General features: G+C 64.7%; 26 protein-coding genes and 1 tRNA gene. 20 read left to right on the plus strand and 7 right to left on the minus strand.

The features are described 5' to 3' along the window. Positions 1-225: 225 nt before the first annotated feature. A complete protein-coding gene (locus Q0R27_RS05625; RefSeq protein ID WP_293942036.1) occupies positions 226-714 on the minus strand; it encodes a hypothetical protein in 489 nt (162 codons plus the stop codon). A gap of 797 nt (positions 715-1,511) precedes the next feature. Between Q0R27_RS05625 and Q0R27_RS05630 the strand changes: the two genes are divergently transcribed. Together Q0R27_RS05630 and Q0R27_RS05635 are read left to right on the plus strand one after the other, a co-directional pair. Next, on the plus strand, positions 1,512-2,372 hold the full coding sequence (locus tag Q0R27_RS05630; RefSeq protein WP_293942039.1) for a recombinase family protein: 861 nt from the start codon (positions 1,512-1,514) through the stop codon (positions 2,370-2,372). Between the two features lie 210 nt (positions 2,373-2,582). Next, positions 2,583-2,996 carry a hypothetical protein gene (locus Q0R27_RS05635; protein WP_293942042.1) on the plus strand — a complete coding sequence of 138 codons (414 nt, stop codon included), beginning with the start codon at positions 2,583-2,585 and terminating at the stop codon, positions 2,994-2,996. A gap of 170 nt (positions 2,997-3,166) precedes the next feature. Here the strand turns inward: Q0R27_RS05635 and Q0R27_RS05640 are convergent, their stop codons facing one another. The 3 genes from Q0R27_RS05640 to Q0R27_RS05645 form a co-directional block, all read right to left on the minus strand. Further along, positions 3,167-4,042, minus strand: a complete 876-nt coding sequence (locus Q0R27_RS05640) for a hypothetical protein (RefSeq protein ID WP_293942045.1) — start codon at positions 4,040-4,042, stop codon at positions 3,167-3,169. Between the two features lie 934 nt (positions 4,043-4,976). Beyond that, positions 4,977-6,680 carry a DUF6538 domain-containing protein gene (locus Q0R27_RS13455; RefSeq protein ID WP_366079919.1) on the minus strand — a complete coding sequence of 568 codons (1,704 nt, stop codon included), beginning with the start codon at positions 6,678-6,680 and terminating at the stop codon, positions 4,977-4,979. A 110-nt stretch (positions 6,681-6,790) separates the two neighbouring features. Further along, positions 6,791-6,876, minus strand: a tRNA-Leu gene (locus Q0R27_RS05645). Positions 6,877-6,971: 95 nt separating this feature from the next. On the opposite strand from Q0R27_RS05645, the gene Q0R27_RS05650 reads away from it, so the two are divergent. The 4 genes from Q0R27_RS05650 to Q0R27_RS05665 all read left to right on the plus strand — a co-directional run bounded on the left by Q0R27_RS05650 (position 6,972) and on the right by Q0R27_RS05665 (position 10,053). Then, complete coding sequence (locus tag Q0R27_RS05650; RefSeq protein WP_293942048.1) at positions 6,972-7,928, plus strand: complex I NDUFA9 subunit family protein; 957 nt, start codon at positions 6,972-6,974, stop codon at positions 7,926-7,928. Between the two features lie 9 nt (positions 7,929-7,937). Beyond that, a complete protein-coding gene (locus Q0R27_RS05655) occupies positions 7,938-8,738 on the plus strand; it encodes an undecaprenyl-diphosphate phosphatase (RefSeq protein WP_293942051.1) in 801 nt (266 codons plus the stop codon). Between the two features lie 120 nt (positions 8,739-8,858). Further along, positions 8,859-9,293, plus strand: a complete 435-nt coding sequence (locus Q0R27_RS05660; protein WP_293942054.1) for a hypothetical protein — start codon at positions 8,859-8,861, stop codon at positions 9,291-9,293. A gap of 88 nt (positions 9,294-9,381) precedes the next feature. Next, on the plus strand, positions 9,382-10,053 hold the full coding sequence (locus Q0R27_RS05665; RefSeq protein WP_293942057.1) for a glutathione S-transferase family protein: 672 nt from the start codon (positions 9,382-9,384) through the stop codon (positions 10,051-10,053). A 142-nt stretch (positions 10,054-10,195) separates the two neighbouring features. On the opposite strand, the gene ubiG is transcribed toward Q0R27_RS05665, so the two are convergent. Then, on the minus strand, positions 10,196-10,915 hold the full coding sequence (gene ubiG, locus Q0R27_RS05670) for a bifunctional 2-polyprenyl-6-hydroxyphenol methylase/3-demethylubiquinol 3-O-methyltransferase UbiG (protein WP_293942060.1): 720 nt from the start codon (positions 10,913-10,915) through the stop codon (positions 10,196-10,198). Between the two features lie 52 nt (positions 10,916-10,967). Here ubiG and Q0R27_RS05675 point away from each other — a divergent pair, with 52 nt between their 5' ends. Together Q0R27_RS05675 and Q0R27_RS05680 are read left to right on the plus strand one after the other, a co-directional pair. Further along, positions 10,968-12,248: an aspartate kinase gene (locus Q0R27_RS05675; protein ID WP_293942063.1), complete on the plus strand. Its 1,281-nt coding sequence runs from the start codon at positions 10,968-10,970 to the stop codon at positions 12,246-12,248. Positions 12,249-12,280: 32 nt separating this feature from the next. Beyond that, complete coding sequence (locus tag Q0R27_RS05680; RefSeq protein WP_293942110.1) at positions 12,281-13,306, plus strand: nitronate monooxygenase; 1,026 nt, start codon at positions 12,281-12,283, stop codon at positions 13,304-13,306. On the opposite strand, the gene Q0R27_RS05685 is transcribed toward Q0R27_RS05680, so the two are convergent. Further along, positions 13,303-13,728, minus strand: a complete 426-nt coding sequence (locus Q0R27_RS05685) for a hypothetical protein (RefSeq protein ID WP_293942066.1) — start codon at positions 13,726-13,728, stop codon at positions 13,303-13,305. The genes Q0R27_RS05680 and Q0R27_RS05685 overlap by 4 nt on opposite strands. 157 nt (positions 13,729-13,885) lie before the next feature. On the opposite strand from Q0R27_RS05685, the gene ptsP reads away from it, so the two are divergent. The 11 genes from ptsP (at position 13,886) to Q0R27_RS05740 (ending at position 24,781) form a co-directional block, all read left to right on the plus strand. Beyond that, positions 13,886-16,153, plus strand: coding sequence for a phosphoenolpyruvate--protein phosphotransferase (gene ptsP, locus Q0R27_RS05690; protein ID WP_293942069.1), 2,268 nt, complete (start codon positions 13,886-13,888; stop codon positions 16,151-16,153). 75 nt (positions 16,154-16,228) lie between these two features. After that, a complete protein-coding gene (locus Q0R27_RS05695) occupies positions 16,229-17,020 on the plus strand; it encodes a helix-turn-helix domain-containing protein (protein ID WP_293942072.1) in 792 nt (263 codons plus the stop codon). 71 nt (positions 17,021-17,091) lie between these two features. Further along, positions 17,092-17,976, plus strand: coding sequence for a hypothetical protein (locus Q0R27_RS05700; RefSeq protein ID WP_293942074.1), 885 nt, complete (start codon positions 17,092-17,094; stop codon positions 17,974-17,976). Beyond that, positions 17,967-18,917 carry a tRNA lysidine(34) synthetase TilS gene (tilS, locus tag Q0R27_RS05705; RefSeq protein WP_293942077.1) on the plus strand — a complete coding sequence of 317 codons (951 nt, stop codon included), beginning with the start codon at positions 17,967-17,969 and terminating at the stop codon, positions 18,915-18,917. Before Q0R27_RS05700 ends, tilS begins: the two co-directional genes overlap by 10 nt. Positions 18,918-19,038: 121 nt before the next feature. Next, positions 19,039-19,881 carry a serine hydrolase gene (locus tag Q0R27_RS05710; protein ID WP_293942080.1) on the plus strand — a complete coding sequence of 281 codons (843 nt, stop codon included), beginning with the start codon at positions 19,039-19,041 and terminating at the stop codon, positions 19,879-19,881. A 31-nt stretch (positions 19,882-19,912) separates the two neighbouring features. After that, a complete protein-coding gene (locus Q0R27_RS05715; protein ID WP_366079928.1) occupies positions 19,913-20,275 on the plus strand; it encodes a DUF423 domain-containing protein in 363 nt (120 codons plus the stop codon). Between the two features lie 156 nt (positions 20,276-20,431). Next, positions 20,432-21,271 carry an energy transducer TonB gene (locus Q0R27_RS05720; RefSeq protein WP_293942086.1) on the plus strand — a complete coding sequence of 280 codons (840 nt, stop codon included), beginning with the start codon at positions 20,432-20,434 and terminating at the stop codon, positions 21,269-21,271. A 64-nt stretch (positions 21,272-21,335) separates the two neighbouring features. Then, positions 21,336-21,779, plus strand: a complete 444-nt coding sequence (locus Q0R27_RS05725; protein WP_293942089.1) for a hypothetical protein — start codon at positions 21,336-21,338, stop codon at positions 21,777-21,779. Positions 21,780-21,925: 146 nt separating this feature from the next. After that, positions 21,926-23,875 carry an ATP-dependent zinc metalloprotease FtsH gene (ftsH, locus tag Q0R27_RS05730; protein WP_293942092.1) on the plus strand — a complete coding sequence of 650 codons (1,950 nt, stop codon included), beginning with the start codon at positions 21,926-21,928 and terminating at the stop codon, positions 23,873-23,875. A gap of 98 nt (positions 23,876-23,973) precedes the next feature. Next, positions 23,974-24,372, plus strand: a complete 399-nt coding sequence (locus Q0R27_RS05735) for a hypothetical protein (protein WP_293942095.1) — start codon at positions 23,974-23,976, stop codon at positions 24,370-24,372. A gap of 31 nt (positions 24,373-24,403) precedes the next feature. Next, positions 24,404-24,781 (plus strand): hypothetical protein, encoded by a 378-nt coding sequence (locus Q0R27_RS05740; protein ID WP_293942099.1) that lies wholly within the window; start codon positions 24,404-24,406, stop codon positions 24,779-24,781. Between the two features lie 24 nt (positions 24,782-24,805). On the opposite strand, the gene Q0R27_RS05745 is transcribed toward Q0R27_RS05740, so the two are convergent. After that, positions 24,806-24,931: a hypothetical protein gene (locus Q0R27_RS05745; RefSeq protein WP_293942103.1), complete on the minus strand. Its 126-nt coding sequence runs from the start codon at positions 24,929-24,931 to the stop codon at positions 24,806-24,808. A gap of 135 nt (positions 24,932-25,066) precedes the next feature. On the opposite strand from Q0R27_RS05745, the gene Q0R27_RS05750 reads away from it, so the two are divergent. Then, a protein-coding gene (locus Q0R27_RS05750; RefSeq protein ID WP_293942107.1) for an IS630 family transposase occupies positions 25,067-26,127 on the plus strand; the annotation gives its coding sequence in 2 pieces (ribosomal slippage) (positions 25,067-25,559 and positions 25,559-26,127; 1,062 coding nt in all). Positions 26,128-26,146 lie beyond the last annotated feature (19 nt).

A 26,146-nucleotide genomic window follows, 5' to 3' on the forward strand; every position in this document is an offset into this window, starting at 1 on the left:
TGCCCGCCGCCTATCTGCTGCTCCGCAGGCGTTCGATCGTTAGAGGCTCGTAGGTCAGGAGTTTCTCGGCGACTCGACCAAGCCGACCTGGCCTTTGCCGCATGATGAAGTCGGAACGGCCGCTGGTGCCAGGAGAGGACTGGCACCACTAACCACTAAAACGGCGGATTTCAGACAACCTTGTTGCTCAAACAACCATAGATTGTAGCGTCCTTTTGTAGCGCATCAAGACCCTTCCGCCTTCTCTTTGAGGCGCCGGTCGCACCACCGCTCCATTACTTTGAAACGGAAATAATTTAGAGCGCCTGCGTCGCTTACAGTTGCGGTCTCTTCAAGTCCTAAAACAGTGGTCTCAGACAACGTAATGTCGCCGAACTCAGAGGAAGCGCGAGGGGAGATGAGCTCATATGCACCGAGTTCGATTATCAGCATACTAAGATGATGCGGGCCAATTTTGTCTTCCCCATCCCAGCCTAAAATCCCCAGCCATTCTGGGGCGCAGTGAGCGACTATTTGGCAGAAACGGGGATGATCGCGGTAAAGCCCAACATACGCAGCCACGCAAGATAAACTGTAACAGCGCTTACCGGACGCGCAGCCCTTCCAAAATATTATCCACAGCGCGCTCTCTTTTTCAAGCCGATCCAGTTCGTTCTGGCGAAGGCGAAGCAACGCTTGTCGCTTAGCCGCAGCTTGGAACGAAAGAACTGCCATGAGTCGCCCGCCGTTGAATTATCGCACCCTGGTGTTTGGACCTACCACGAAACTCTGAAGACACGTATTCTCAATCGCCTCAGGAAGGGAGACGCCGCGCGAGAAGTACCAACAGTAACAACAACGGTCGCGAGGGTTTAGCGGGTTTTTTGAAGTGGCGGCATGGGGTCGCTTGGGTCCCCTCTAAAAGCTGCGGAAAGGGGACCCGTAGGGACCCAAAGCAATCGACTGTCGGGGGCGCGACGAAGGCGCTTGGCGGAGGACGGCGAAGCGCAGCCCAGGGGCACGTATGGTCACTATGCCCACGCACATATACGGCGCCCCAGGACACGACGACATTAGGTGCCCTTGCGACATTAGCGACCTTAGAACTTTGCGGGCGGGAGGCCGGTGTAGGGCGCGGGGACGCATGTGGCGTAAGTGCGGAAGCGAACAGAGCCCCCTGGGTGAGTCGTTGTCATGTCCATTAGGTAGGCTCCAGTCTCTCTATTGATCGTCCTGCGACCCCCGCCACCCCCGCTGCCCCCAAGGTCCAGCACAAGCCGGTACGGAGATATTTCACTGATCGCGGAAGTGCTGGCGCAGGGCACGTCCCGCATAGAGTATTGGGTAGGAAAGTTGATGCAGTAACGGCGCGAGTCCAAATCCAAGACAAGGGCAAAGTGAAAAAACGCAAGCTCCGGTTTAGTAGCGGCATGCTCGTCGAGCTGCTCCGAAGTTTGAGTGCAATCCAAGTCGAATTGGCGGGCGGTCGTGCTCTCGGCCGAAGCCAGCAAGGCGCCCGCTAGGATAAACGATTGGAACATTCGATTTCCCCCCTGGATGCCTCCGTATGCCAGCCGCTTGATGCAGCGACAACAAACGGTGTTACATTAGGTACAACGAACCTTGCATCTAGCGTTACATTAGGTTACGGAGGGCTCGAAGGGGCAAAGGCCGTGGCAAAATCAACGATAGAGAATGGTACCCAAGAAGAGGCTACCGCCAAGTTCGTTGCCTACCATCGCGTAAGTACAGCCAAGCAAGGGCGCTCCGGCTTAGGGCTCGAGGCCCAGCGGGCGGCGGTTCTGCAGTACCTCAACGGCGGATCGTGGGATTTGATTGGCGAGTATACCGAGGTCGAGAGTGGGAAAAACACAGAGCGGCCTGAGTTACGAAAGGCGCTAGAGTTCGCGGAGCTGACGAACGCCACCTTGATTGTGGCGAAGCTCGACAGGCTTTCTAGGGACGCTGAGTTCCTCCACCGGCTCCTAAAGCATCGCGTCCGGATTATCTTTGCCGACATGCCATTTGCGGACAAAGTTATCATAGGCGTTATGGCCTCGCTGGCGGAGTGGGAGCGTGAGCAAATCAGCAAGCGCACGAAGGCCGCTCTAAGCGTCGCTAGGGCACGGGGGCGCAATGTCGGGGGAGATAGGGGCAATCTGGCCGGGGTGTACCGAAAAGGCCTCCTACGAAGCCTAGAGAGCCGCCAGGAGGCCTCTACGGCGCGAGCGGACAAGGTTCGGCCCCACATTGAGCAAGCGAGGGCGGAAGGGCATCTGTCCTTACGTGAAATCGCTGGATTTCTCAATGCCAAGGGCATCACGACCAGCCGCGGCAAAAGCTGGCAGGCGTCTCAAGTCCAGCGGGTCTTGGCGCTGCAGCACAAGGTGTAGTCGGCCGTCGCAATCGCGTATTTTATCAGTCGTGGATGACAGAGCGTGGCGTCGTGCCGCTTGAGTAAAGCGGGAAGTTCATTCCGACTCCGCCTTTGGTGACAAGTGAGGCCACGCCCAGAAGCGGACGGTCGGCTATCGACCCAGTTGTGGACATTCCCACTCGCGCTAAACAGTGTCGCGAAAGCTCCGTTTTCAAGGATTGGTCAGATGCTGGGTTGGTTGAACAAAAAGTTGAAAGTGTGGCACGTAAGGTCTGCCTTGGCTCAATACGGTATTGTGGATGTTTATCCTGACACGGTGCTGCGAGACATAATTGAAGAAACATTTTTTGTGACGAAGTGCCTGAGTGAAAGTTCATTTTCAGGTTCCGCGTTTGACTTTGATGGCAATTGGAACTTCTATCTCAGTCCCTTTATCAAACTGCTCTATGCAAATGCGATAGTTAGCTCGATCATCGCAAATACGACCGATGCCATACTAAGCGAGGCACTTAAGAAGGCCCTGAAAAACAACGCCGACGCCTTCGCTGGTGTAGACACGAGTACAGCCGACAACTTGCATGCAGTCTTGCTGAAGCACGGTCTCCGAAGTCACATAACGGAAATCCGACCGTTGCTGTAGGCTAAGTCGCCGAGATGAAGCGATAACGCCACAGGCCAGCGTCCGCTTTCCACCCATTTCTTGCCGTTGGGGATGAGCGGCTCGCACTTAAGATGCGGACGGTCTGCTACCGACTCCATGTAGGTAGTTCGCGAACGCTCTCGCATTCGTTTCATGCGAACCGCTCTCAACTATTCGCCCAATTCGCGCGACAGATCGGTGTCGGCGCGGGCCTCCTCTTCCTCCCTTTCTTCTAGGCGGAAGAGGTCGCGGATGATGCCCGGACGTATTTCCTCTAACGCCGCCTTCAAGATGCTTAGGGGCGGCGCCTCCCCACCCATGTGGGCGGAGAGACCCATGATGAGGGCGCGAAGGCGAGCTTCGTAAGCTTCAGGGCGGAGAGTATCAGAGCCACAATTTTCGGCCCTGCGACGCTCCCACTTCGCATCCCGCCAAGTCATGCCCGCAAGGCGCCTAGGTTTCACGTCATGGGCGAGCAAGTATTCCCGCGTTTGACGCATGGTAGCAATGCTACTTGTGCTGGCGTTCGTGGCTGCGCTGACCTCCTTCTTGGACCCTGCTTCCAGAACGGTGAGGCGCCAAGCTGATTCCATTTTGTCACTCGCCGACATTGAGAGCTTGTCGCGCGAGTTCAGCTCGATGCTCAACGTCACTGCCCACCTTATGCGACTTTCGCCGCGTAAGAGGCTTTCGGCGACCTCGACCGGCACCGGCTTTCGACGATCGGCCTCAAGGTACGCTTGGTAGCGATGGTGGCCGTCAAGCAGGATCCAGGAGTTGCCGAAAGCTGCGACGATCAACGGGGCGAGGAGTCGACCCTGGGTGACAACACGGGACATGTTTCCCACATGCTTTTCCGACGCCCCCGCGCGAAACAGAAGGCTGGTCTCACGCGGTTGAAAGAGAACGTCGATTACCGTGATGGCGTCTAAGTCTAACTCCTTAGGCGAAGGGTGAACTGAGCCGCGCCAGAAGCGGTCCAATTTGAGTAGTTCCAACTTATAGTATGGCTGGCTTGCGCGGTCGGGGCGATTAACGGCGGTCACGGTGGAGCCCTCCAACCACGGAGGGTGTACAGAACATACTGGCCTGAACAGGCATGGGGACCGCTGGCGACTGGGGGGCCTCCTTGTCGATCTGCTCAATAAGGTCCTCCGCTGTAACCGGCTTTGCTGGAGCCACTTTTGCGGGGGCCGGGTGGAAGTAAGTTAGTAAGGTTCGGGCCACCGCCAAGCGAAGGGTCTTGGAGCAAGGGGAGCGAATGAGCTTTAGGGCCTCAACTGTCGCTTCTCGCGCGATTGAGTTTTCTGGCAACTGGCCGCTTTCTTCCATCCTTTTCAGGAAAGACTTTACGTCCTTTTCCGCCCTTTTCTCTGCCAAGGCGTAGTCGGCTGCGCGCCAGCCGTTAGGCGAGCCAAGCTTTCGCCCTGAACGCGATAGACCCTCGGGCGTAACTTTCGACCTTATCCATTTTGCATACGCGGATCGCTCTTCGGGCGTCTCGAGTTTTGCCCATATCCCGGTGCCGCCCTTCTGCTCTTTAGGTTTCTTAGGCGGCGGAGCGTAGGGGTCCCTAATCGCTTGTGCGACGAAGTCACCCATAGTCTTAGGTTTGTTTTTAGCGCCTTTTGGTCGGCCACGGGGCCGGCGCGCGTTTTGGTCGATTATTGATTGATCGCTTTGTTTGATGCGAGAAACGGTGGAATTGTGTGTCTTGGAATTGTCCATTGGGACTTTCGGGCAAGGGGATTGGGCGCCGAACCACACAAAGGAGCGGCTGGCGAATTAAAGGGAATTGTGAACGATACGAACGCCACACAAACGGAGTGGGTGTGGGTATGTCTACGGTTTAGGGTGTTCTCTGGGAAATCAGAGCCTTAGGCACACTACCACTTGGAGCGATTTTGCGAATGTTGGAGTGTCAATTTCGCGTGTCGTAAACACGGTTCGGGCGTGGCTTTCTGCATGAAAGAGGCTGGCCTAGTCTTGCCGTTCGGGTTCATCCCAGGGGGCCACATTCGCCAAGCTAAAGCCCTTGAACGCAACTTTATGTATCTCGCCGCCTAGCGAACGCCTGTCCCCATAGGATGCGTTGCTAGTCCCCCCGCCCATGTAGTGACCCATTATGTATTCTTGGGCTTCGCGGGACACTTCGCATTCGCGGGCGGCGGTCGGCCACGTATGCCTAAACTCCCGCCCCGCTCGCCGCCCCTCGGGATTTGCGGCATGAGTCTTAAGGTAGCGGCTCCACCATTCACCGAAGCTCGGGAACAGTAGCCCGCGCGCTCCCCGAGTGCGCAGGGTAGGAAAGAGCGCGGTTTCGCCATGCGCCTTCAGCCAGCCAACGTAGCGTAAGAAGCCTAAATCGAGGAGTGATTGAGGAACGGGAAAGGTGCGGCCCGCGCCCGGTGTCTTGAGACGTTGCTTCCCTTTGTGCGGATGGACCCCAGCGTCGGTTATCGTCAAAGTCCAGCCGAAGCCCTCCCCTCCTTCCTTTAGGTCCCCCACAAGTAGCTGGGCTATTTCCTCCGGGCGGGCCCCCGTAGTTAGCAAAACCAATGGGACCCAGTAGGCCGCCTCTCCCCGACAACCGCTAGGACGCTCGCCAGTAGCAAATACGGGAAGCGCAAATATTCTGCGAAGCTCCTCTGCGCTAAACCCTGGGTTGACGATTGGAGCCGGGGCTTTGCCAATGTTGTGGCGAGCAAAAGGATTGATCTTGCCAGGGTCGATTTGACCTGAGGAAATCAACTTATTCCAGAGGGCGGAAAGGGACCCAAGGTGCGTGGCGCGGGTTTTCCAGCTTAGGCGGGGAGCGTCGTGGCCTTCCGACGACTTGACGACCTCTCGCACTTGGCGGTGCTTTTCGGCAACGGATCGTTTTGCAGGGAGACAAGCGAGGAGGTCCGCGAACTCCGTTACTTTTGCGCGGGAGATTTCCTGAGGGGAGAGGTCCCCCATTGCGCTCTTGAAGAGATTGAGGGCCGTCTGGCTGGCTTGCTTCGTTGAGGCTCCTACGCCCGTTGGGCGCTTTAGCTCCAGGAGTGCCAGCGTAACGAAGGTGGCTTGGGTCGGGGCTTTGCGAGGGGGACCGGGGGGTGCTTTTGGCCCTGAGGGAGGTGCGGGAGTAGGCACCGGCTCCCCTTCGTCTCGCGCTATGCGGATTTCGTTTGCCCGTATCATGGCTTGCAGGAGTTCGCGGCAAAGGGCGAGGAAGGGGACGCTCTCTGTGTCCAGCCGCAAGCCATGCTTGGCCGCAAGCTCCTCGGCGTCCTTTTGCAACATGCCGCGAATGAACTCGGGGCTGCGCCCGATAAGCGTTTCGCGCAAGCCATCGTCAGCGGCTTGGTGGCTGTCCGGGTCGGCGGTTCCTAGGACTCGCCGCGCGTCATCTTCGGCGAGGAAGGAGGAAGTATAGTCTTGAGCGAGCCAAGCTATGCGGGGAGCGTCTAAGTCGTCGTAAGCCCCGTCGAGGGCCTTTCGAGCCAGGGTCGCGGATCGCTCGTAGTCGGCGTTTGCAGCATGGTAGGACTCCAGCGCGCGAGGCGCGGTCATGCTTTTAGTCTTGAGGGACCGTATCAACTCGCGGGAGCCGACGAAGGGCCGAAGTTCCGCGGGGAAGGCCCTGCGGTACTCAAGACGGCCAGATTTCAAGCGGCGAACGTATTCCACGGCAACACCCATTGTCCGGCTCCAAACTTGGAGGCTTTGTAGCGCCTCTTTGTAGCGTCGGAGCGGTAAGAGTGGTCTATATTCTGCCGTTTTTCCGCGATTGCAAGCACTTGGGGGAGTGCTGGTGCCCAGGAGAGGACTCGAACCTCCACGACCTTGCGATCGCCAGCACCTGAAGCTGGTGCGTCTACCATTCCGCCACCTGGGCACGGTGCGTTCGTCGTCATTCGGGTAGAGGCGGGCGGTTAGCGGGGGGCGCGGCGGCTTGTCAATGCGCTTGGGCAGCGGCTAGGGCATCACGTCATGAACGATCGCTCGACCAACCTCGTCACCGTCCTTGGCGGCGGCGGATTCATCGGCCGTTATGTGTGCGAGGCGCTGCTCCGCGCCGGGGTCCGCCTCCGCGTCGCCCAGCGCGATCCGCGCACGGCTTATTTCCTTCAACCGCTGGCCAAGGTCGGGCAGGTTAGCTTCGTCGCCGCCGATCTCGGCAAGCCCGCCAGCATCGCCCGCGCGGTCGAGGGCGCGACTGCGGTGATCAATCTTGTCGGCATCCTCAAAGGCCGCTTCGACGCGGTCCATGTCGAGGGCGCCCGCACCGCCGCGAGCGAGGCCACGAAGGCCGGCGCGACCGCCTTCGTCCAGATCAGCGCGATCGGCGCCGACTCCGCCAGCGCCTCCGCCTACGGGCGCTCGAAGGCCAATGGCGAGGCCGCGGTCCGCGACGCTTTCGCGTCCCCGACGATCATCCGCCCAAGCCTGGTGTTCGGCCGCGAGGACCAGTTGACCAACCGCTTCGCTGGCATGGCGCGGCTGCCGATCCTGCCGGTCATCGCCGGCGCCACCAGGTTCCAGCCGGTCTATGTCGCCGACTTGGCCAAGGCGATCGCCGCCGCGGCGCTCGACCCCGCAACCCACCGCGGCAAAACCTACGAAATCGGCGGCCCCGAGGTCATGACGATGCGCGAGCTCAACGAGCGGATCGCCGCGCTCGCCGGCCAGTCGCCCGCGATCGCGCCCGTCCCCGACTTCATCGCCGAGCTGATGGCCAGGTTCGGTTTCCTTCCCGGAGCGCCGCTCACCCGCGACCAGTGGACGATGCTCCAGTCAGACAATGTCGTGACCTCCGGAACCCCCGGGCTAGAGGCGTTCGATATCACGCCCACCCCGCTCGCCGCTGTCGCCGGCGAATGGCTCGACCGGTTCCACCGCGGCGGCCGCTTTGCCTCCAAACCGGGCTCCTCCTCCGCATCCATCTAAGGAACGCCTGTGCCGATCATCCTCGTCGTTATCATCCTCGGCATCGTCGAGGGGGTCACCGAATTCCTGCCTGTCTCGTCGACCGGCCACCTGATCCTCGCCAACGCGCTGCTCGGCTATGATCCAGAGACGTGGAAAGTGTTCAACATCGTCATCCAGTTGGGCGCGATGCTGGCGGTCGTGGTGCTCTACTGGCGGACCTTCCTCGCGGTCATCAACGGGCTCATCAAGCGCGAACCCGGCGCCGTCGCCTTCGTCCGCAACGTGCTGATCGCCTTCTTGCCCGCCGCGATCCTCGGCCTCGCCATCCACAAGCAGATCGAGGCAATGCTCGGCTCGGCGGAAATCGTCTCGGTCGCGCTGATCGTCGGTGGCATCGCGATCCTGATCATCGAAAAGACCGTCAAGGAAGGCAGCATCGCTTCGGTCTCGGCGATCCCGTGGCAAAAGGCGCTGCTGATCGGCGTGTTCCAGTGCCTCGCGATGATCCCCGGGGTCAGCCGCTCGGGCGCGACCATCCTCGGCGCGCTGTCGATCGGGGTCGAGCGCCGCACCGCCGCCGAGTTCAGCTTCTTCCTCGCGCTCCCGACGATGGCCGGCGCGACCACGCTCGAGCTATACACGAACCGCCACGACCTCGGCCCGATCGGGCTCGACCTGATCGGGCTCGGCTTCGTCGTGTCGTTCATCGTCGCTGTCGTGGTGATCAAGGCGTTCCTCGCGATCATCACCAAACGCGGCTTCGGCCCCTTCGCCTGGTACCGCATCCTCGTCGGTGGCGCCGCGCTGGCCTGGCTCACGCTGGGCTGACGTCATCCCGGCGAAAGCCGGGCGCCCGCGCCGGAAAAGTCGCCCGCCCAACCTGAACCACCGTTCAGGAAAGGCGCGACGAATCATGCTAAACCACTTTTCTCGATTTCGGAGAGTGACATGCGTGCCCTGCTGCTGATCCCCTTGCTCGCCCTCGGCGCCCCCGCGCTGGCCCAGTCCGCGCCCTATGAGGCGCCGGCGATTCCCCCTGCCGTGCTCGATCCGGCGTTGCCCGAGCAGCTCGGCCGCATGGCCGGCGCGCTGACCCACGCCTTCATGAACCTGCCCGTCGGCGAGCTCGAAGCCGCGATCGAGGGCCGCCCACCCTCCCCGGCGGACCGCCGCAAGACCGTCGGCAGCGAAACCCGCCGCGACAACCCCTATGCCGAACGCGACATCCAGCGCGACGTCGCCTCGAGCGCCGGCATGGTCCAGCAGAGCGCGCGGGCGATGCAGCGGGCGATGCCGGCGGTCCAGCGCGCGCTCGGCGAGGCGGCGGCCGAGATCGGGCGCGCCACCGCCAATCTGCCCGACCCGACCTACCCGCGGCGATAAGGCCCGATACCGCCGTCGACGGGGTTTTTGCGGGATGACGCGTGTCCCCAGTGGACGCGCGAGCAACGGACGCTAAAGCTCCCTCGCCATGTGGCAGCTGTTCCAATTTCCCCTGTGTCCCTTCTCGCGCAAGGTCCGTCTCGTCCTCGGCGAAAAAGGCGTCGCGCATGAGCTGGTACGCGAAAATCCGTGGGAGCAGCGCGACGAGTATATGGACCTCAACCCGGCTGGCGAGACCCCGGTGCTGGTCGAAAACGAGCTTGGCCTGACGCTCATCGGCAGCCAGCCGATCGCGGAATATTTCGATGAGACGGTCGACAAGGCGCCGATGCTCCACGGCAACGCCGCCGCCCGCGCCGAGATCCGCCGGCTGACCGCCTGGTTCGACGAGAAATTGTTCCACGAAGTGGTCGAGCCGCTGATGAACGAACGCATGCGCAAGCGCCTCGTCAGCCGCGAATCGCCCGATACCGGCGTGCTACGCCAGGCGATGAAGGTCGCCAACGGCCACCTCGACTATCTCGACTATCTCCTCGACAATCGCCGCTGGGTCGCCGGCGCCAGCCTCAGCCTGGCCGACTTCGCGGCGGCGGCGCAGCTCAGCGTGGTCGACTATCTGGGCGCGCTCGACTGGCGCGGCCACAAGCAGACTAGGGACTGGTACTCGGTCATGAAGTCCCGCCCCGCCTTCCGCCCCCTGCTCGGCGAACGGATGGAAGTGATCGTCCCCCCCGCGCACTACGACAAGGTCGATTTCTAGCCCAAGCCGCCGAGACCAAGGGAGGCTTTGCGCAGCAAAGGCGAGCTTGGACGACCAGACGGCGCATGCCGGCCGACGACTGACCAGCGGGAGTGTCGATCGACGGCGCGACTTTGCCGCGTCGCGCTCCCCGAAACTGTGCCTATTTGCGCACCGCCGTCATCAGATAATTCAGCCGCAAATCCTCGCTCAGGTGCAGTCCCTTGGTCGGCGAGAAAGCAATCCCCTCGCAATCGATCACCTTCAGTCCCGCCCCACGCACCATCTCACCTAGCGCGTCGGGCGCGATGAACTTGTCGTAATCGTGGGTGCCGCGCGGGATGCGGCCCAACCCTTCCGCCACCGTGATCGTCAGCAGTTTCGACAGGCCGGTACGGTTCGGCGTCGACATCACCAGCAGCCCGCCCGGCGCCATCCGCTCGGCCAGCGAGCGCACGAACGCGGCGGGGTCGGCGACATGCTCGACCACTTCCATCGCCGTTATCAGATCGAACTGACCTTCCAGCCCCTCGACCCCGAGCGCGCGATAGTCGATCGCCAGCCCGCGCGCCTCGGCATGCGTCGTCGCCGCCGCGATCAGCTCGGGCGCCGCATCGACCCCGGTCACCGTCGCCCCCAACCGCGCCAAAGGCTCGCACAGCAACCCGGCCCCGCACCCGACATCGAGCGCGCGCTTCCCCGTCAGCGGCCGCAGCGCACACTCGTCCAGCGCCCAATGCTGGTCGCACCGGTCTCTGACATAGGACAGCCGCACCGGGTTCAACCGGTGCAGCATCGCCGACGCGCCGTCCGGATCCCACCAGTCTGCGGCCATTGCGCCAAAGTGCGCCGCTTCGTTCGGAAGGATGCTTGTCTCGCTCATGCGCCCCTCCTAACAGGACGCCGCGTCCAACCCAAGGAACTCCGCCCGCCCCATGCCCAATACCGGACAGCGTATCGTGATGAAATTCGGCGGCACCTCGATGGCCGGGATCGAGCGTATCCGTCACGTCGCCGACCGCGTGCGCCGCGAAGTCGCCACGGGCAATCAGGTCGCGGTGGTCGTCTCGGCGATGGCCGGCGAGACCGACCGCCTCGTCCAGCTGTGCAAGGAAGCCGCCCCACTCTACGACCCGCGCGAATATGACGTGGTCGTCGCATCCGGAGAGCAGGTCACCGCCGGCCTCCTCGCCATGACACTGCAGGGCATGGGCCTCAACGCACGCAGTTACATGGGGTGGCAGCTCCCCATCCGCGCCTCGGGTCACGCCTCCGCGCTCATCGAAGGCATCGACGTCGCCGTCCTCGAGCGCGTGTTCGACGATAGCGGGATCGCGGTCATCCCCGGCTTCCAGGGCGTCACCAGCGAAGGCGCGCTCGCCACGCTTGGCCGCGGCGGCTCGGACACTTCGGCGGTCGCGCTCGCCATCGCCGCCAAGGCCGACCGCTGCGACATCTACACCGACGTCGACGGGGTCTACACCACCGATCCGAGGATCGTCCCGCGCGCCCGGAAACTCGACGTTGTCACCTACGAGGAAATGCTCGAACTGGCCTCGGTCGGCGCCAAGGTACTCCAGACCCGTTCTGTCGGGCTCGCGATGCGCTATGGCATGCCGCTGCAGGTCCTCTCCTCTTTCGAAGATCTGCCCGGCACGATGATTGTCGGGGAGGACGGGTCGAATCTAACCACAGGAACTGTCATGGAACGCAACATCATCACCGGCATTGCCCACGACCGCAACGAGGCGTTCATTACCCTGACCGGCCTGCCCGATCGCCCCGGCACCGTCGCCGCCGTCTTCCGCCCGCTCGCCGACGCCGGGATCAACGTCGACATGATCGTCCAGTCGGCGAAAAGCGCGGGCGGCATGAGCGACCTCACCTTCACTGTCCCCAAGGCGAGCCTTGCGCACAGCGTCGACGCGCTCGCCAAGGTTCGCGAGGCCGGCGGGTTCCAGGAACTCCTGACCAACACCGACATCGTCAAGGTCAGCGTCGTCGGGGTCGGCATGCGCTCCAACGCCGGTATCGCCGCGCTGATGTTCGACACGCTCGCCGAGCGCCAGATCAACATCGTCGCCATCTCGACCAGCGAGATCAAGGTCTCGGTCCTGATCAGCGAGGATTATACCGAACTCGCCGTCCGCGTCCTCCACACCGCGTTCGGACTGGACGCCCCCGCCGCCTCGCTCGACGCGGGAGCCGCATCATGAGCGGTGAAGGAATGATCGCCGAACCGCGCGTCATGCACGGCACCGGCGCGGGCACCACGCGCCTCGCCGAGCTGATGCACCGCGGCACCGAGTTTCTCGGCTGCGAGGTCGCGATCATGTGCGGCGCAATGAGCTGGGTTTCCGAGCGCAACCTCGTCTCGGCGATCAGCAACGCCGGCGGCTTCGGCGTGATCGCGTGCGGGGCGATGACCCCCGACCTGCTCGACCGCGAGATCGCCGCCACCAAGGCGCTCACCGCCCGGCCGTTCGGGGTCAACCTGATCACCATGCACCCGATGCTGAGCGAGCTGATCGACGTCTGCGCCAACCACCACGTAACCCACGTCGTCCTCGCCGGCGGCCTGCCCCCCGGCGGCGCGATCGACCGCATCAAGGCGAACGGCGCCAAGCTGATCGCCTTCGCCCCCGCGCTCAGCCTCGCCAAGAAACTGCGCCGTTCCGGAGCCGACGCGCTGGTGATCGAGGGGATGGAGGCCGGCGGCCACATCGGCCCGGTTTCGACCTCGGTCCTCGCGCAGGAAATCCTGCCCGAAATCGCGTCCGAAATGCCGGTGTTCGTCGCCGGCGGGATCGGCCGCGGCGAGGCGATCGCCGCCTATCTCGAAATGGGCGCAGTCGGGGTCCAGCTAGGGACGCGCTTCGTCTGCGCGACCGAGAGCATCGCCCACCCCAATTTCAAGAAGGCGTTCCTGCGCGCCTCGGCCCGCGACGCTATCCCTAGCGTCCAGCTCGACCCCCGGCTCCCCGTCATCCCGGTCCGCGCACTCAAGAACCGCGAGACCGAGAGTTTCGCGGCCAAACAGCGCGAGATCGCCAATGCGCTCGACGCCGGCGAACTCGAAATGGCCGAGGCCCAGCTCCAGATCGAACATTATTGGGCCGGCTCGCTGCGCCGCGCGGTAATCGACGGCGACGTCGAAACCGGCTCGGTCATGGCCGGGCAGTCGGTCGGCATGGTCAAGCGCGAGGAGCCCGTTGCCGCCATCATCGCCGAACTCGTCGAAGAGGCGACGGCGGCACTGGAGAGCCGGGGCTAAACCCCGACCAACCGCTCCTCGACTCCCCGCAGCAACGCCATCGTCTCGCGGCGGAAGTCAGCAATCGCGCCGCCGGTCCCACTGGCGGTCGGCCCGGACCAGCGCGCGGTCTCGACCTCGAGCACTTCGGCGAGCGCCCTGATGTGCTCGAGGAACTGGCGTGCGGACGCCGCGCCGTCGGGATCGCTGGTGTCCGCCAGCAGCGGCAACAGGCTGTCGCCGCCCGCAATGCTGAAATGGCGGCGGAGCAGCGCGGTCAGCCGCGCCAGCTCCCGCCGAACCGCTTCCTCGACCTGCGGGTCGCCTGGCCGGCCGCGAACCTCGCCCCCATCCGCCCGGCCCCCGGGTGGTGGGACAGCCGCGACGCCCGTTCCATTTCCCGGTGAACTGGCACAGTCAGCGGGGAGTGGTTCAGATCGCATCACGGCTGCCCCTCAATTCTGGCGATCGGCCGCCGCCGCCGCCTATGCGCGCTTCCAGATCGTCCCGCGCGCGCTACCAAGTCCAAAGCGGAGCGGCATCGCCGCCGTCACAGAGCCGCGCTTGGTCATTTCGCCCGCCATCTGCTAGCCAGCCTCCATGCCCACCACGGCCGCCACCACCGCGCGCGAAATCCTCACCGGATTGCATCAAGTCATGGCGCGGCGCGGTTCGGCGCAGGCCAAGCTCGACCATGTCGTCGACCTCATCGCCGCGGCGATGAAGAGTGAAGTCTGCTCGATCTACCTCCTGCGCGATAATCTCCTCGAACTGTCGGCGACCCACGGGCTGCGCAAGGAAGCAGTCCACGTCACCCGCCTTGCGCTCGGCGAAGGGCTCGTCGGGTCGATCGCCCGCGAGAACCGCATCCTCAACCTCGCCGAGGCCGCCGACCACCCCGAGTTCGTCTATCGGCCCGAGACCGGAGAGGAGCGCTTCCACAGCTTCGCCGGCGTGCCGATCATTCACCGCGAACAGTCGGTCGGCGTGCTGTCGGTCCAGCATGCCGATCCGCGCGGCTATGAGGACCTCGAGATCGAGGCGCTGCAGACCGTGGCGATGGTCCTGTCGGAGCTGATCGCCAGCGCCCGGCTGGTCGACGCGACCCGCCGCAATACCCAGCGCGACAGCGGCGCGGTGCGCGTCGTGGGACTGAAGCTCGTCGCCGGCATGGCGCGCGGCGTCGCCGTGTTTCACGAGCCGCGCGTGATCGTCCACCAGACCGTCGCCGAGGATACCGAGGCCGAGCGCGCGCGGGTCTATGCCGCTTTCCGCCGGATGCGCGAGCAGATCGAGAACATGACCCGCGAGGCCGAGTTCGGCACCAGCGCCGACCTCCGGGAGGTGCTCGCGACCTACAAGATGTTCGCCTACGACGAAGGCTGGGGTCGCCGCATCAACGAGGCGATCGATAGTGGCCTGACCGCCGAGGCGGCGATCGAGCGCGTCCAGCAACGCACCCGGGCCCGCATGCGCGACATCGACGACCCGCTGCTGAAAGAGCGGATGCACGACCTCGACGACCTCGCCAACCGGCTGCTGCGAATTGTGTCGGGGCGGATGGGCACCGCCGCGCAGACCGGGCTCGCCAAGGACACGGTGCTGATCGCGCGCAACCTCGGCCCCGCCGAACTGCTCGAATACGACCGCCGGCGGTTGAAGGCGGTGGTGCTAGAGGAAGGCTCGCTGACCGCCCACGTCACCATCGTCGCGCGGGCGATGGGCGTGCCGATGGTCGGCCGCATCGGCGACATCCGCCACATCGCCAACGAGGGCGAGCCGGTGCTGGTCGACGGCGACATGGGCGCGGTCGTCGTCCGCCCGACCCGCACCCTGTCGGCAACGTTCGAGACGCGGATGGCGATGAGCCTGCGCCGCCGCGCCGAATTCGCCGCGATCCGCGCCCTGCCGCCGGAGACGAAGGACGGGATGCGGATCACGCTGATGGTCAACGCCGGGCTCGCCGACGACGCCGCCGCGCTCGAGGCGACCGGCGCCGACGGCATCGGCCTGTTCCGCACCGAGTTCCAGTTTCTCATCGCCGCCACCCTCCCCGGCCGCGAGAGCCAGTATCGCCTCTACAAGAGTGTGCTCGACAGCGCCGGCGACAAGCCGGTCGTGTTCCGCACGCTCGATATCGGCGGCGACAAGGCCCTCCCCTATCTCCAGGACCATCGCGACGTGAGCGAGAATCCGGCGATGGGCTGGCGCGCGCTGCGCCTCAGCCTCGAACGTTCGACGCTGATGAAAGTCCAGGCCCGCGCGCTGATCGAGGCGGCGGGAGGCCGGGTGCTGCGCGTGATGTTCCCGATGGTCTCCGAGCCGTGGGAATATGAGGAAGCCCGCGCGCTGGTCGAAAAGCAGCTCGCCTGGGCGACGGCGGCGAAAAAACCGGTGCCGACGCGGATCGAATATGGCGCGATGCTCGAAGTACCGAGCCTCGCCGAGATGCTCGACTTGCTCCTGCCGCGCATCGACTTCCTGTCGATCGGGACCAACGACCTGACCCAGTTCCTGTTCGCCGCCGACCGCGCCGACCCGCGCCTCGCCGCGCGCTACGACTGGCTCAGCCCGGCGATCCTGCGCTTCCTCCGCCGCGTTGCGCGCGAGGCCAAGGCGGCGAACGTGCCCGTGCGGCTGTGCGGCGAGATGGGCGGACGGCCGTTGGAAGCGATGGCGCTGATTGGCATCGGCATCGAGAATTTCTCGATCACCCCGGCGGCGGTCGGCCCGGTGAAAGCAATGGTGCGCTCGATCGATGCTGCCGCAGTTCGCGCCAAACTCGAATCCCTCCTCGCCAAACCGCCCCGCGACATGCGCCGGACTTTAACCGAATGGGCCAAGAAACAGGGCGTTGCGCTCGACTGACGTCGTCTTGCCGACAGCCTTTTGTTGACAGCGGCAACCCGCCCCCTGACAAGGCGGAACGCGTAGGGGAGTAGCATGGACGACATCGAGGAAACCGCGGCTGTCGAAACGGTCGGCGAGCGGCTGAGAAACGCGCGAGAGGCGCAGGGGATAACGCTCGAGGCGGTCGCCGCGCAGACGCGCATCCCAACCCGCCATCTTGCCAGCCTCGAGACGAGCGACTGGGCTTCGCTCCCCGCCCCGACCTATTCGGTCGGGTTCGCCAAGAATTACGCGGCAATCGTCGGCCTCGACCGCGCCGAGATCGCCGACCAGTTGCGCAGCGAAATGGGCGGCACCCGCGTGCCCTACACCCAGGCCGAGGTGTTCCAGCCGGCCGACCCCAAGCGCTCGATGCCGAAATGGCTGATCATCAGCGCGATCGTCGCAGTGCTCGTCGTGATCGCCGTGCTCAGCTTATTGCGCAATCGCGAACTCGATCCGGCGGCGGCCGAGGCAGGCGCTCCGGCGACCTCCACGGCTTCCGTCACCCCGCCCGCCGCCACGCTCACCCCCGCAGCAAGCGGCACCGTCACCCTCACCGCGCTCCAGCCGGTATGGTTCGAAGTGCGCGAAAAGGACGGCGCGGTGATCCACATGGGCCAGCTGACCCCGCCCGAAACCTACGACGTCCCCGCCACCGCCACCGCGCCAGTGATGAAGACTGGCCGCCCCGAAGCTCTGCGGATCACCGTCGGCGGCAAGGAAATCCCTGCGATCGGACCTTCCGGGCGCAGTGCGTCGAACGTCAGCCTGCTCCCCGCCGACCTTGTGCGCGGACCGACGGCAAGTCCCGCGCCGGCGCCGGGCACCCCCGCCGCCCAGTGAAATTCATCGCCGTGACAGGTCGCGCGCTCCACTGTTCTACCCGCCAACCTTCTCGATCCGGATCTTATTCGATGCGATTGCGCTACCTCCTTCTTGCCTCCCTCGCTTTCGCCCCGATCGCCGCCGCCGAGGCGCGCGAGCCGGTCACCCCCGAGCAGCGCATCGAGCGGCTAGAGCGCCAGCTCCGCCAGGTCCAGCGACAGGTCTTCCCCAAGGGCCAGCCAGCCGACACCGCCGGGTTCGTCGACACCCCCGCCGCAACCCAGGAGGCGGTCACCACCCTCACCTCCCGGCTCGACGCGATCGAGCGCCAGATGGCCGACCTCGTCCGCACCGGCGAGGAGAATACGCATCGCCTCAGCGTGATGGAGACCGACCTCGCCCGGCTCCGCGCCGACAATGAGTCGCGCTTCAAGGCGATCGAAGTCGGCGCCGGGGGAGCCACCCTGCCCACTGCAACGGGTCCTGACATTGCTCTCTCGCCCGCGCCGCAACCGCGCGTCGAGGCTCCTCGTCTCGCCCCCGCGCCGGCTACCGCAATCACCCCTGCCGCGACCGACTTCGCCTCAGCCGGAGAGGCTGCCTATGTCACCGGTTTCGACCTGTGGACCGCCAAGAAATACGACGCCGCGATCATCCAGCTGCGCGCGATGTCGTCGAGCTTCCCGGGCCACCGCCGAGTGAGCTGGGCGAACAATCTCGTCGGTCGCGCGCTGCTCGACAAGGGCCAGCCGCGCGCTGCCGCCGAAGCCCTCCTCGCCAACTATCGCGGCGACCCCAAGGGCGAGCGCGCACCCGACAGCCTGTTTTACCTCGGACAATCACTGATCAAGCTCGGTCAGGCGAGCCAAGCCTGCAAGGCCTACGCCGAGCTCAGCGACGTCTACGGCGACACCATCCGCCCGGCGCTCAAAACGATGATCGCCCCCGCCCGCGCCCAGGCGCAGTGCAAGTAGGGAAATCCCGCTTCGCCGCCGACCTCGCCGCGCTGATCGGTCCCGCTGACCGCATCGGCATTGCCGTCTCGGGCGGTCCCGACAGCCTCGCGCTGCTCCTTCTCGCCGCGCAGGCCCGCCCCGGCCGGATCGAAGCCGCCACCGTCGATCACCGCCTCCGCCCCGAATCACGCGCCGAAGCCGAGGTCGTCGCGCAAATCTGCGCCACCCTCGCCGTCCCCCACACCATCCTCACCGCCCGCTGGACCGACCCGCCGATCGCCAACCTCCAGGCCAGCGCCCGCGAAGAACGCTACGCCCTGCTGGCTGAGTGGGCGGTCGAGCACCATCTCGCCGCCGTCGCCACCGCGCACCACGCCGACGACCAGGCTGAAACCCTGCTCATGCGCCTCGCCCGCGGATCGGGTATCGCCGGCCTCGGCGGCGCCCGCCCGCGCCGCCCGCTGGCCGAGGGCGTCGCACTGGTCCGCCCGCTCCTCGGGTGGCGCAAGGCCGAGCTCGCTGCCGAGGTCGCCGCCGCCGGGCTGACCCCGCTCGACGACCCCTCGAACCGCGACCCGCGCCACGACCGCGCCCGCATGCGCGCCTGGCTCGGCGAGACCGGCTGGGCCGACCCTGAACGCCTCGCCGCCAGCGCCAGCCACCTGCGCGATGCCGACGAGGCGCTCGACTGGGCGAGCACGGCGCTCACCGACGCCCGCCTCGTCCGCGATGGCGACGCGATTAAGCTAGACCCGGCGGGCCTCCCGCGTGAATTCCAGCGCCGCCTCCTCCTGAAAGCCTTCGCGCAATTGGACGCGCTCCCCCCGCGCGGTCCCGACCTCGCCAACGCGATGACTGCCCTCGGAAATGGCGAGACCTGCACGCTCGCCGGGCTCAAGCTCGAAGGCGGCCCCAAATGGCGGCTGACCAGGGCCCCGCCCCGTGCCCGTCGCTCCTGAACCCCGCCTCGGCGCAGCGCGGTCGGGCAATTCATCATCTGTTTACCAATATTTGGCCATCGACAGTCGGGCGCGCCGAGTCCATGTATCCCAACTCGGCGCCGCGTTTTCGGGAATTTCCATGCGAACCAAAGCGATCATCGGTTTCCTCCTTGCCAGCCTGGCCCAGCCGGCGCTGGCGGCGGCCTCGCCCGAGTTGATCGGCCTTGAAAGCCAGCTGAACAGCCTCGTCGGCTCGCGTGCCGGCGAATATGGCATCGCCGCGCTCGACCTGCGCGACGGGACGAGCGTCAGCGTCAACGGCGAAACCCCGTTCCCGATGGCCAGCACGGTCAAGGTAGCCATCGCCGCCACCTATCTTTCCCAGGTCGATCATGGCCGGCGCAAGCTCGACGACATGATCGCCGGCCGCTCCGCCGCCAAGTTGATGGAGCTGATGATCACCCGCAGCGACAATGTGGCGACCGACCAGCTCCTCGCCAATCTCGGCGGTCCGGCGGCCGTCCAGACCTGGCTCACTTTCAATGGCATGACCGGCATCCGCATGGACCGAACCATTGCCCAGCTACTGCGAGACCGGCGCAACCTTTACGATAGCCAGGATGTCGCGACGCCGCTGGCGATGGTGACCATGCTGGGCAAGATCGACAGCGGCAATGTGCTTGGTTCCAACAGTCGCGCGGTGCTGCTTGAGCTGATGAGCCGCTGCATGACTGGCACGCATCGCATCCGCGCGCTGCTCCCGCCGGGTACTCGCGTCGAGGACAAGACCGGGACACTCAACGGAGTGACCAATTCGATTGGCTTCATCACCATGCCCGACGGCCGTCGCGTCGCGGTCGCCGTCTTCGCCCGCGGCGGCACCGAGCGCCAGCGCGGCATCGCCGAGGCCGCGCGCGCGATCTACGACCGCTTCGCGGCCAACGTCCGTACCTCCTTCACCGCCCTGATTCCTGCACGATAAGGGGCGCGTGGCCGGCCATCCCAACCGCGCCATCCTGATCGCTGCCGCGCTGCTCGGCAGCTCGGCGGTGATGCTTGGCGCGTTCGGCGCCCACGCGCTGCGCCCGACCCTTGGACCGCAGCAGCTTGGCTGGTGGCAGACCGCGACCCAGTACCAGCTCGCCCACGCGATCGCGCTGCTCGTGATTGCGGTTCTCCCCCTGCGCCGCGCGACCCTCGCCGGCTGGTGCATGGCGCTCGGCACGATCATCTTCTCGGGCACCCTCTACCTGATGGCGCTCGGTCTGCCGCGCTGGCTCGGCGCGATCACCCCGATCGGCGGCGTCCTGCTGATCGCGGGCTGGCTGGTGCTGGGCTGGAGCGCGCTCGAGCGGAGCGAAAGCGCAGGTCGCTAGTGTGCTATCCCGACGACCGCATTCAGCCTGTGAGTGACCCATGCAAACTTGCTGCACCCGAAAATATGTTGGGATGACCGGCACGAGGGCGGGCGATTGTGCGACGCTCATCAGCGCGCTTATGCTTTGCCTGTTTGAAGCGGGGGACTCAGAACGATGTCGATGATCATGGATTTGGCGACAGCGGACGTGCAAGGCGGGAACACCCCTACGCATCTGCAGCGGGTCAGGTCACGCGCCAAGGGAAGCCTGGTCGGCCTATTCTCTAGCGATGACTACCCGAATGAGGCGCTCCGCAAAGGCGAAACCGGCACGGTTAGTGTGCAGCTGACGGTCGGGACCGACGGTCGGGTCAAAGAGTGCCGGGTGAGGCTGTCATCTGCGTCGCCGAGCCTCGATGTCTCGACGTGCCGGATTCTTGCTGACCGCGCAAAGTTCGACCCGGCACTCGACCGCGCGGGACAGCCGGTCACGGACCGCTATTTCCAGCGGATTACTTGGAAGATACCTAAGCCGGACGGCGAACCGGTCGGGGGAGCGAAAGCGCAAATCCTTGTCGTAGAACATGCCGACGGCCGGCTCGATTGCACTATGTGGGGAGAAAATTTGGCGGTTTCGGACCCAGAAGTCTGCCAACAGTGGCGAAAATGGGCGAAGGATTCGTTGGCGCAGCTTCCAAATCCGCTGTCGGCGCCTTATCGAGCGACCTTAACTTTCGAAACGCTGCTGGGAGAGGGGATTCCGATTGCCACGAATCCGGAAATGACCATTCGCGGCGCGGCGCGGTTGTGGATCGATCAAGCGGGACGAGTGACCAGCTGCCAGCCGCTTGCCGAGGCGTCACTGAACGGCGACGACGCAATCGACCTATGCAGCCGTGCCGACGAGCGGCGGTTCGTGACGCTGCCTGCCACGGCCAAGGATCGTGGCGACCGGCAAATGGTGACGATCCGGTCGATTTCGTTCGAAGCGGGCGAACCGTCGACCACCAAATAGCGGACGCCGCGTAGCGAAAGAAAATGCTGTCCTACAGCCGCTTCGTTTCTGTACTCTTGGCCGGATGGATACCCCCGACTTCCCCGACTTCCCCGACTTCCTCGTCTTCACCCCCGTCCCATCCAAGCGCCGCCGCGCCGACGGCTGGACCCCCGACGGCCAGCGCCGCTTCGTTGCCGAGCTCGGTCGCGGCGCCAGCGTGTCCGAGGCAGCGCGCGCGGTGCACCTGTCGCGCCAGACCGCACACGCGCTTCGCTCGCGGTCGGGCGGCGAGGGATTTGCGGCGGCATGGGACGCGGCGCAGGCCTTCGCCCGGACGCCTCCGCGCCTGATGAATGCGCCGGGCACCAGCTTTGGCGGCGTCGATACCCTGCTGGTCCCGCGCACTTACCGCGGTCGCCTGATCGGCTTCGCGCTGCGTCCCGACTATCAGCACGCCAATCGCCAGCTGTTTCGCCTCGACCGGCTGTGCGAGAAGGGTCGGGCGGGGAGCGGCGACGCGCGCTAAACTGACTGAACTGACACCATCGGGCTGACACCGCGCCCATGTTGTCAGCTTAAGCGGCCAGTATCGCAGCCTGTATCATTGTCATTAAGAATGACGCGCTTATCTTAGGGCACAGGGCCGAATGTGCCCCCGCGAGGACGAGATCGATGAACGAGAAGAAGCCGCCCAATGCATGGACCAAGTCGCTGCTCATCTGGGTAGCGGTGCTGTTCGGGCTCGTGCTGTTCGTCCAGATGATCGACGGCGGCGGGCGCGCCACCGGCGGGCAGGCAATCGCCTACTCCGATTTCATCCGCCAGGTCGACGAGGGCAATGTCCGATCGGTGACGATGGCGACCGCCTCGACCGGGTCTGGCGCGTCGATCGCCGGCAAGCTGGGGAATGGCGAGGCTTTCCGCACCACCGCCCCGTCCGATGCCAACGTCTCCGACCGGCTGATCAGCAAAGGCGTCGCGGTCCAGGTCAAGGCCGAGGAGCAGTCCTCGCTGCTGATGCTGATCATTTACCAGTCGCTGCCGTTCCTCCTGATACTCGGCGTCAGCTTCTTCGTCTTCCGCCAGATGCAGAAGAATGCCGGGTCGGGCGCGATGGGCTTCGGTAAGTCGCGCGCACGGATGCTGACGCAGAAGGAAGGCCGTGTGACCTTCTCCGATGTCGCTGGCATCGACGAAGCGCGCGAGGAGCTCGAGGAAATTGTCGAGTACCTCAAGGACCCGGGCAAGTTCGCACGATTGGGCGGCAAGATTCCCAAGGGCGCGCTGCTGATCGGCGCGCCCGGCACCGGCAAGACCCTCCTCGCCCGCGCCATCGCCGGCGAGGCTGGCGTGCCGTTCTTCACCATCTCGGGCTCGGACTTTGTCGAGATGTTCGTCGGCGTCGGCGCATCCCGCGTCCGCGACATGTTCGAACAGGCCAAGAAATCGGCGCCATGCATCGTCTTCATCGACGAGATCGACGCCGTCGGCCGCCATCGCGGCGCCGGCCTCGGCAACGGCAATGACGAGCGCGAGCAGACCTTGAACCAGTTGCTGGTCGAGATGGACGGGTTCGAGGCCAATGAAGGCATCATCATCATCGCCGCGACCAACCGCCCCGACGTGCTCGACCCCGCGCTTCTTCGTCCCGGCCGCTTCGACCGCCAGGTCATCGTTCCGCGCCCCGACATCGACGGCCGCGAGCAGATCCTCGCGGTCCACATGAAAAAGGTCCCGCTCGCCCCCGACGTCGACAAGCGGGTCATCGCGCGCGGCACCCCGGGTTTCTCGGGCGCCGACCTCGCCAACCTGGTCAACGAAGCGGCGCTGCTCGCCGCCCGCCGTGGCAAGCGCCTCGTCGCGATGAGCGAGTTCGAGGAAGCCAAGGACAAGGTCATGATGGGCACCGAGCGCCGTTCGATGGTCATGACCGACGACGAGAAGAAGATGACCGCCTATCACGAGGCCGGCCATGCCATCGTCTCGATCCACGAGACCGCTTCGGACCCGATCCACAAGGCGACGATCATCCCGCGCGGCCGCGCGCTCGGAATGGTGATGAGGCTGCCCGAGCGAGATTCGTACAGCTATCACCGCGACAAGATGTACGCCAACCTCGCCGTCTCGATGGGCGGGCGCGTCGCCGAGGAAGTCATCTTCGGCTATGACAAGGTATCGTCGGGCGCCTCGTCCGACATTTCGTACGCAACCAAGCTGGCGCGCGACATGGTCACCCGCTGGGGCATGTCCGACACGCTCGGCCCGCTGATGTATTCCGAAGGCGAGGAGGAAGTGTTCCTCGGCTATTCTCGCCAGCAGAACATGTCGATGTCGAACGAGACCGCGCAGGCGATCGATACCGAGATCCGCCGTATCGTCGATGCCGGTTACGCCCGCGCCAAGCATCTCCTGACCGAGCACGAGGACGAACTCCACACGCTCGCCAAGGCGCTGCTCGAATATGAGACGCTGTCGGGTGACGAGATCAAGACGGTGCTCGAAGGCGGTCCGATCGACCGCGGCGGGTCGTCGAAGCCACTGCTTCCGGTGGCCGGGTCGTCGATTCCCAAGAGCCGGCGGCCGTCTACCGGCGTGGGATCAGTGGCCCCCGCCGGCGCCTGACCGTGCTTCCGGCGAAAACCGGGAATTCGGGTCGAACATGAACTGATATAAAGTCTGCGAGTCGTGCGTTCAGCGTGCACAGCAAGTATGGAGACGATGTGCACAAGAAGCTTTTTCTCGGTCTCCTCCTCGCCGCGGCGCCAGTCACCGCGGCCAGCGCACAGGATGTCGCGCAATTCCTCGTGAGGGTCGACACTTTGATCCGGCGCGGCCCGTTCGCCCTGCTGTCGCCCGATTTCTACCGGCTGAAGCGGCTGGTCGAGGCTAATGGCGACGAGCTGAAGGTCGAGTATGCGCGCGAGCAAGCCCTGGGTCACCGCACCGCCTTCTGCCCGCCGACCGCCGACAAGCCGCGCGTCAACAAGAACGAGTATCTCGCTGCGCTGCGCGCCGTCCCAATCCACCGCCGCTCGACGACCGACACCAGGGACGTGCTGCGCTCGGTACTCGAACGCAAATATCCCTGCCCGCACCCGTTGCAAAAGGCGGCCGCCTGACGAACAATCGGAACGGGGCGGGAGAGTGGCTTTGCAAAACCTAAGAATCACCCTTGCGGCGGCAGCAATCGTTCTGGCAGCGTCGCCAGTGGCGGCGCGGATGCCGGCGGCGGCATTCCTCAAGAAGGCCGACAGCCTGCGCGCCAAAGGCCCGTTCGCGCTGTTTTCCTCCGACCTGAAGAAACTCCAGTTCGAGGCCGAAGCCGCGGGGGACGAACTTCATGACGAGCATGCCGCGAAGATGGCCGCACACGAGCCGACCGACTGGTGCGCCCCCGTCACCAAATATCTCGGCCCGCGCGAGCTGATCGTCGGCATGCACGCCATTGCGCCGGCCGAGCTTGGGCGGATGGACATCAAGCAGGCGATGCGCACGGTGTTCGAGCGCAACTACCCCTGCCCGAAATAGAGACGCGACATTCGCCGCCATCGATCATCCGGCGATGACCTCCATCGTCAGCAGCGCCACGAGCAAGGTCATGAACCCGAGCGAATAGGTCACGAATACCACATGGTCGTACAGGCGAAAGTGGCGACTGAGCGGAAACAGCAACCACATGAACGGCAGCGATAAGGGGATCAGCAGCCAGCTGGGGATGGCCTGATACCAAGTCCCTTGGGCTCTGACTCAACGCGGGGGATTCCCAAGACGGCTATGATCTGATTCAACATCGCAAGCTGTGGGAGGTTTGCGATGGCGTCGGCGGTCGGGCTGCGGGGTGATTTTGATGGGGTGGGGCTGGTGCGGCTGGCGCGATTGAGCGGGCATGCGAACCAAGTTCGACGGTTGCTGGCGCTGGCAGTGATTTACGATGGCGGCGCGAGACACGAAGCGGCGCGGGTGGGTGGCGTCGGCTTGCAGACGGTTCGGGACTGGGTTTTGCGGTTCAATGCCCAAGGCCCCGACGGCTTGCTGGACGGCAAGGCCCCCGGTCCGCGCCGGGTGCTTGGCCCTGAGCACAAACGGGCGCTTGCCGAGGTCATCGAGCAGGGCCCGATCCCGGCATCGCATGGCGTGGTGCGCTGGCGGATCGTCGATTTGATCCAATGGCTGTTCGACGAATATGGCGTGTCGGTCAGCAAGCAGACCCTGAGCCGGGACCTGCGTGCCATGGGCTACAGGAAACTGACGGCGAGGCCCCGGCACCATGCGCAGGAGGCCGATGCCATCGACGTTTTTAAAAAGACTTCCCAGCCCAGTTGGCAGCGATCGAAGCGACACTCCCGGGTGGCACGCCCATAGAGCTGTGGTGGCAGGACGAAGCTCGGGTCGGTCAAAAGAACGGCATCACCAGGCGATGGGCCAAACGCGGCACCCGGCCCTCGGCCCCCAAGGATCAGCGTACGAGATCGGCCTATATCTACGGTGCGATCTGCCCGGCTGAAGGAAAGGGCGCCGGCCTTGTGCTGCCGCGCTGCAACACCGAAGGGATGACGCTCCACCTCGCCGAAATATCCGCCGCCGTCGCACCTGGCGCCCATGCCGTGCTGCTCCTCGATCAGGCGGGGTGGCATGGCTCACGGGCGCTGGTTGTGCCCGGTAACATCACCCTCATGCCGCTGCCGCCCAAATGCCCCGAGTTGAACCCCGTCGAAAACGTCTGGCAGTTCATGCGCGACAACTGGCTCTCAAACCGCGTCTTCAAATCCTACGACGATATCCTTGATCACTGCTGCTTCGCCTGGAACCGTCTCACCGACCAACCGTGGCGCATCATGTCCCTCGGGCTGCGAACTTGGGCGCATCGGTTCTAATCAGAGAGTCTTGGTATGA

The organism is Sphingomonas sp., assembly GCF_025362505.1.
Taxonomy (GTDB): domain Bacteria; phylum Pseudomonadota; class Alphaproteobacteria; order Sphingomonadales; family Sphingomonadaceae; genus Sphingomicrobium.

What these genes read in the sequence shown, in the direction of transcription:
- ftsH (WP_293942092.1), top strand. Translation starts at nt 21,926, where the DNA reads ATGAACGAGAAGAAGCCGCCCAATGCATGGACCAAGTCGCTGCTCATC.
- Q0R27_RS05660 (WP_293942054.1), top strand. Translation starts at nt 8,859, where the DNA reads ATGCGTGCCCTGCTGCTGATCCCCTTGCTCGCCCTCGGCGCCCCCGCG.
- Q0R27_RS05635 (WP_293942042.1), top strand. Translation starts at nt 2,583, where the DNA reads ATGCTGGGTTGGTTGAACAAAAAGTTGAAAGTGTGGCACGTAAGGTCT.
- Q0R27_RS13455 (WP_366079919.1), bottom strand. Translation starts at nt 6,680, where the DNA reads ATGGGTGTTGCCGTGGAATACGTTCGCCGCTTGAAATCTGGCCGTCTT.
- Q0R27_RS05665 (WP_293942057.1), top strand. Translation starts at nt 9,382, where the DNA reads ATGTGGCAGCTGTTCCAATTTCCCCTGTGTCCCTTCTCGCGCAAGGTC.
- ptsP (WP_293942069.1), top strand. Translation starts at nt 13,886, where the DNA reads ATGCCCACCACGGCCGCCACCACCGCGCGCGAAATCCTCACCGGATTG.
- Q0R27_RS05685 (WP_293942066.1), bottom strand. Translation starts at nt 13,728, where the DNA reads ATGCGATCTGAACCACTCCCCGCTGACTGTGCCAGTTCACCGGGAAAT.
- Q0R27_RS05700 (WP_293942074.1), top strand. Translation starts at nt 17,092, where the DNA reads ATGCGATTGCGCTACCTCCTTCTTGCCTCCCTCGCTTTCGCCCCGATC.
- Q0R27_RS05625 (WP_293942036.1), bottom strand. Translation starts at nt 714, where the DNA reads ATGGCAGTTCTTTCGTTCCAAGCTGCGGCTAAGCGACAAGCGTTGCTT.
- Q0R27_RS05680 (WP_293942110.1), top strand. Translation starts at nt 12,281, where the DNA reads ATGCACGGCACCGGCGCGGGCACCACGCGCCTCGCCGAGCTGATGCAC.
- Q0R27_RS05650 (WP_293942048.1), top strand. Translation starts at nt 6,972, where the DNA reads ATGAACGATCGCTCGACCAACCTCGTCACCGTCCTTGGCGGCGGCGGA.
- Q0R27_RS05710 (WP_293942080.1), top strand. Translation starts at nt 19,039, where the DNA reads ATGCGAACCAAAGCGATCATCGGTTTCCTCCTTGCCAGCCTGGCCCAG.
- Q0R27_RS05695 (WP_293942072.1), top strand. Translation starts at nt 16,229, where the DNA reads ATGGACGACATCGAGGAAACCGCGGCTGTCGAAACGGTCGGCGAGCGG.
- Q0R27_RS05675 (WP_293942063.1), top strand. Translation starts at nt 10,968, where the DNA reads ATGCCCAATACCGGACAGCGTATCGTGATGAAATTCGGCGGCACCTCG.
- ubiG (WP_293942060.1), bottom strand. Translation starts at nt 10,915, where the DNA reads ATGAGCGAGACAAGCATCCTTCCGAACGAAGCGGCGCACTTTGGCGCA.
- Q0R27_RS05720 (WP_293942086.1), top strand. Translation starts at nt 20,432, where the DNA reads ATGTCGATGATCATGGATTTGGCGACAGCGGACGTGCAAGGCGGGAAC.
- Q0R27_RS05725 (WP_293942089.1), top strand. Translation starts at nt 21,336, where the DNA reads ATGGATACCCCCGACTTCCCCGACTTCCCCGACTTCCTCGTCTTCACC.
- Q0R27_RS05745 (WP_293942103.1), bottom strand. Translation starts at nt 24,931, where the DNA reads ATGTGGTTGCTGTTTCCGCTCAGTCGCCACTTTCGCCTGTACGACCAT.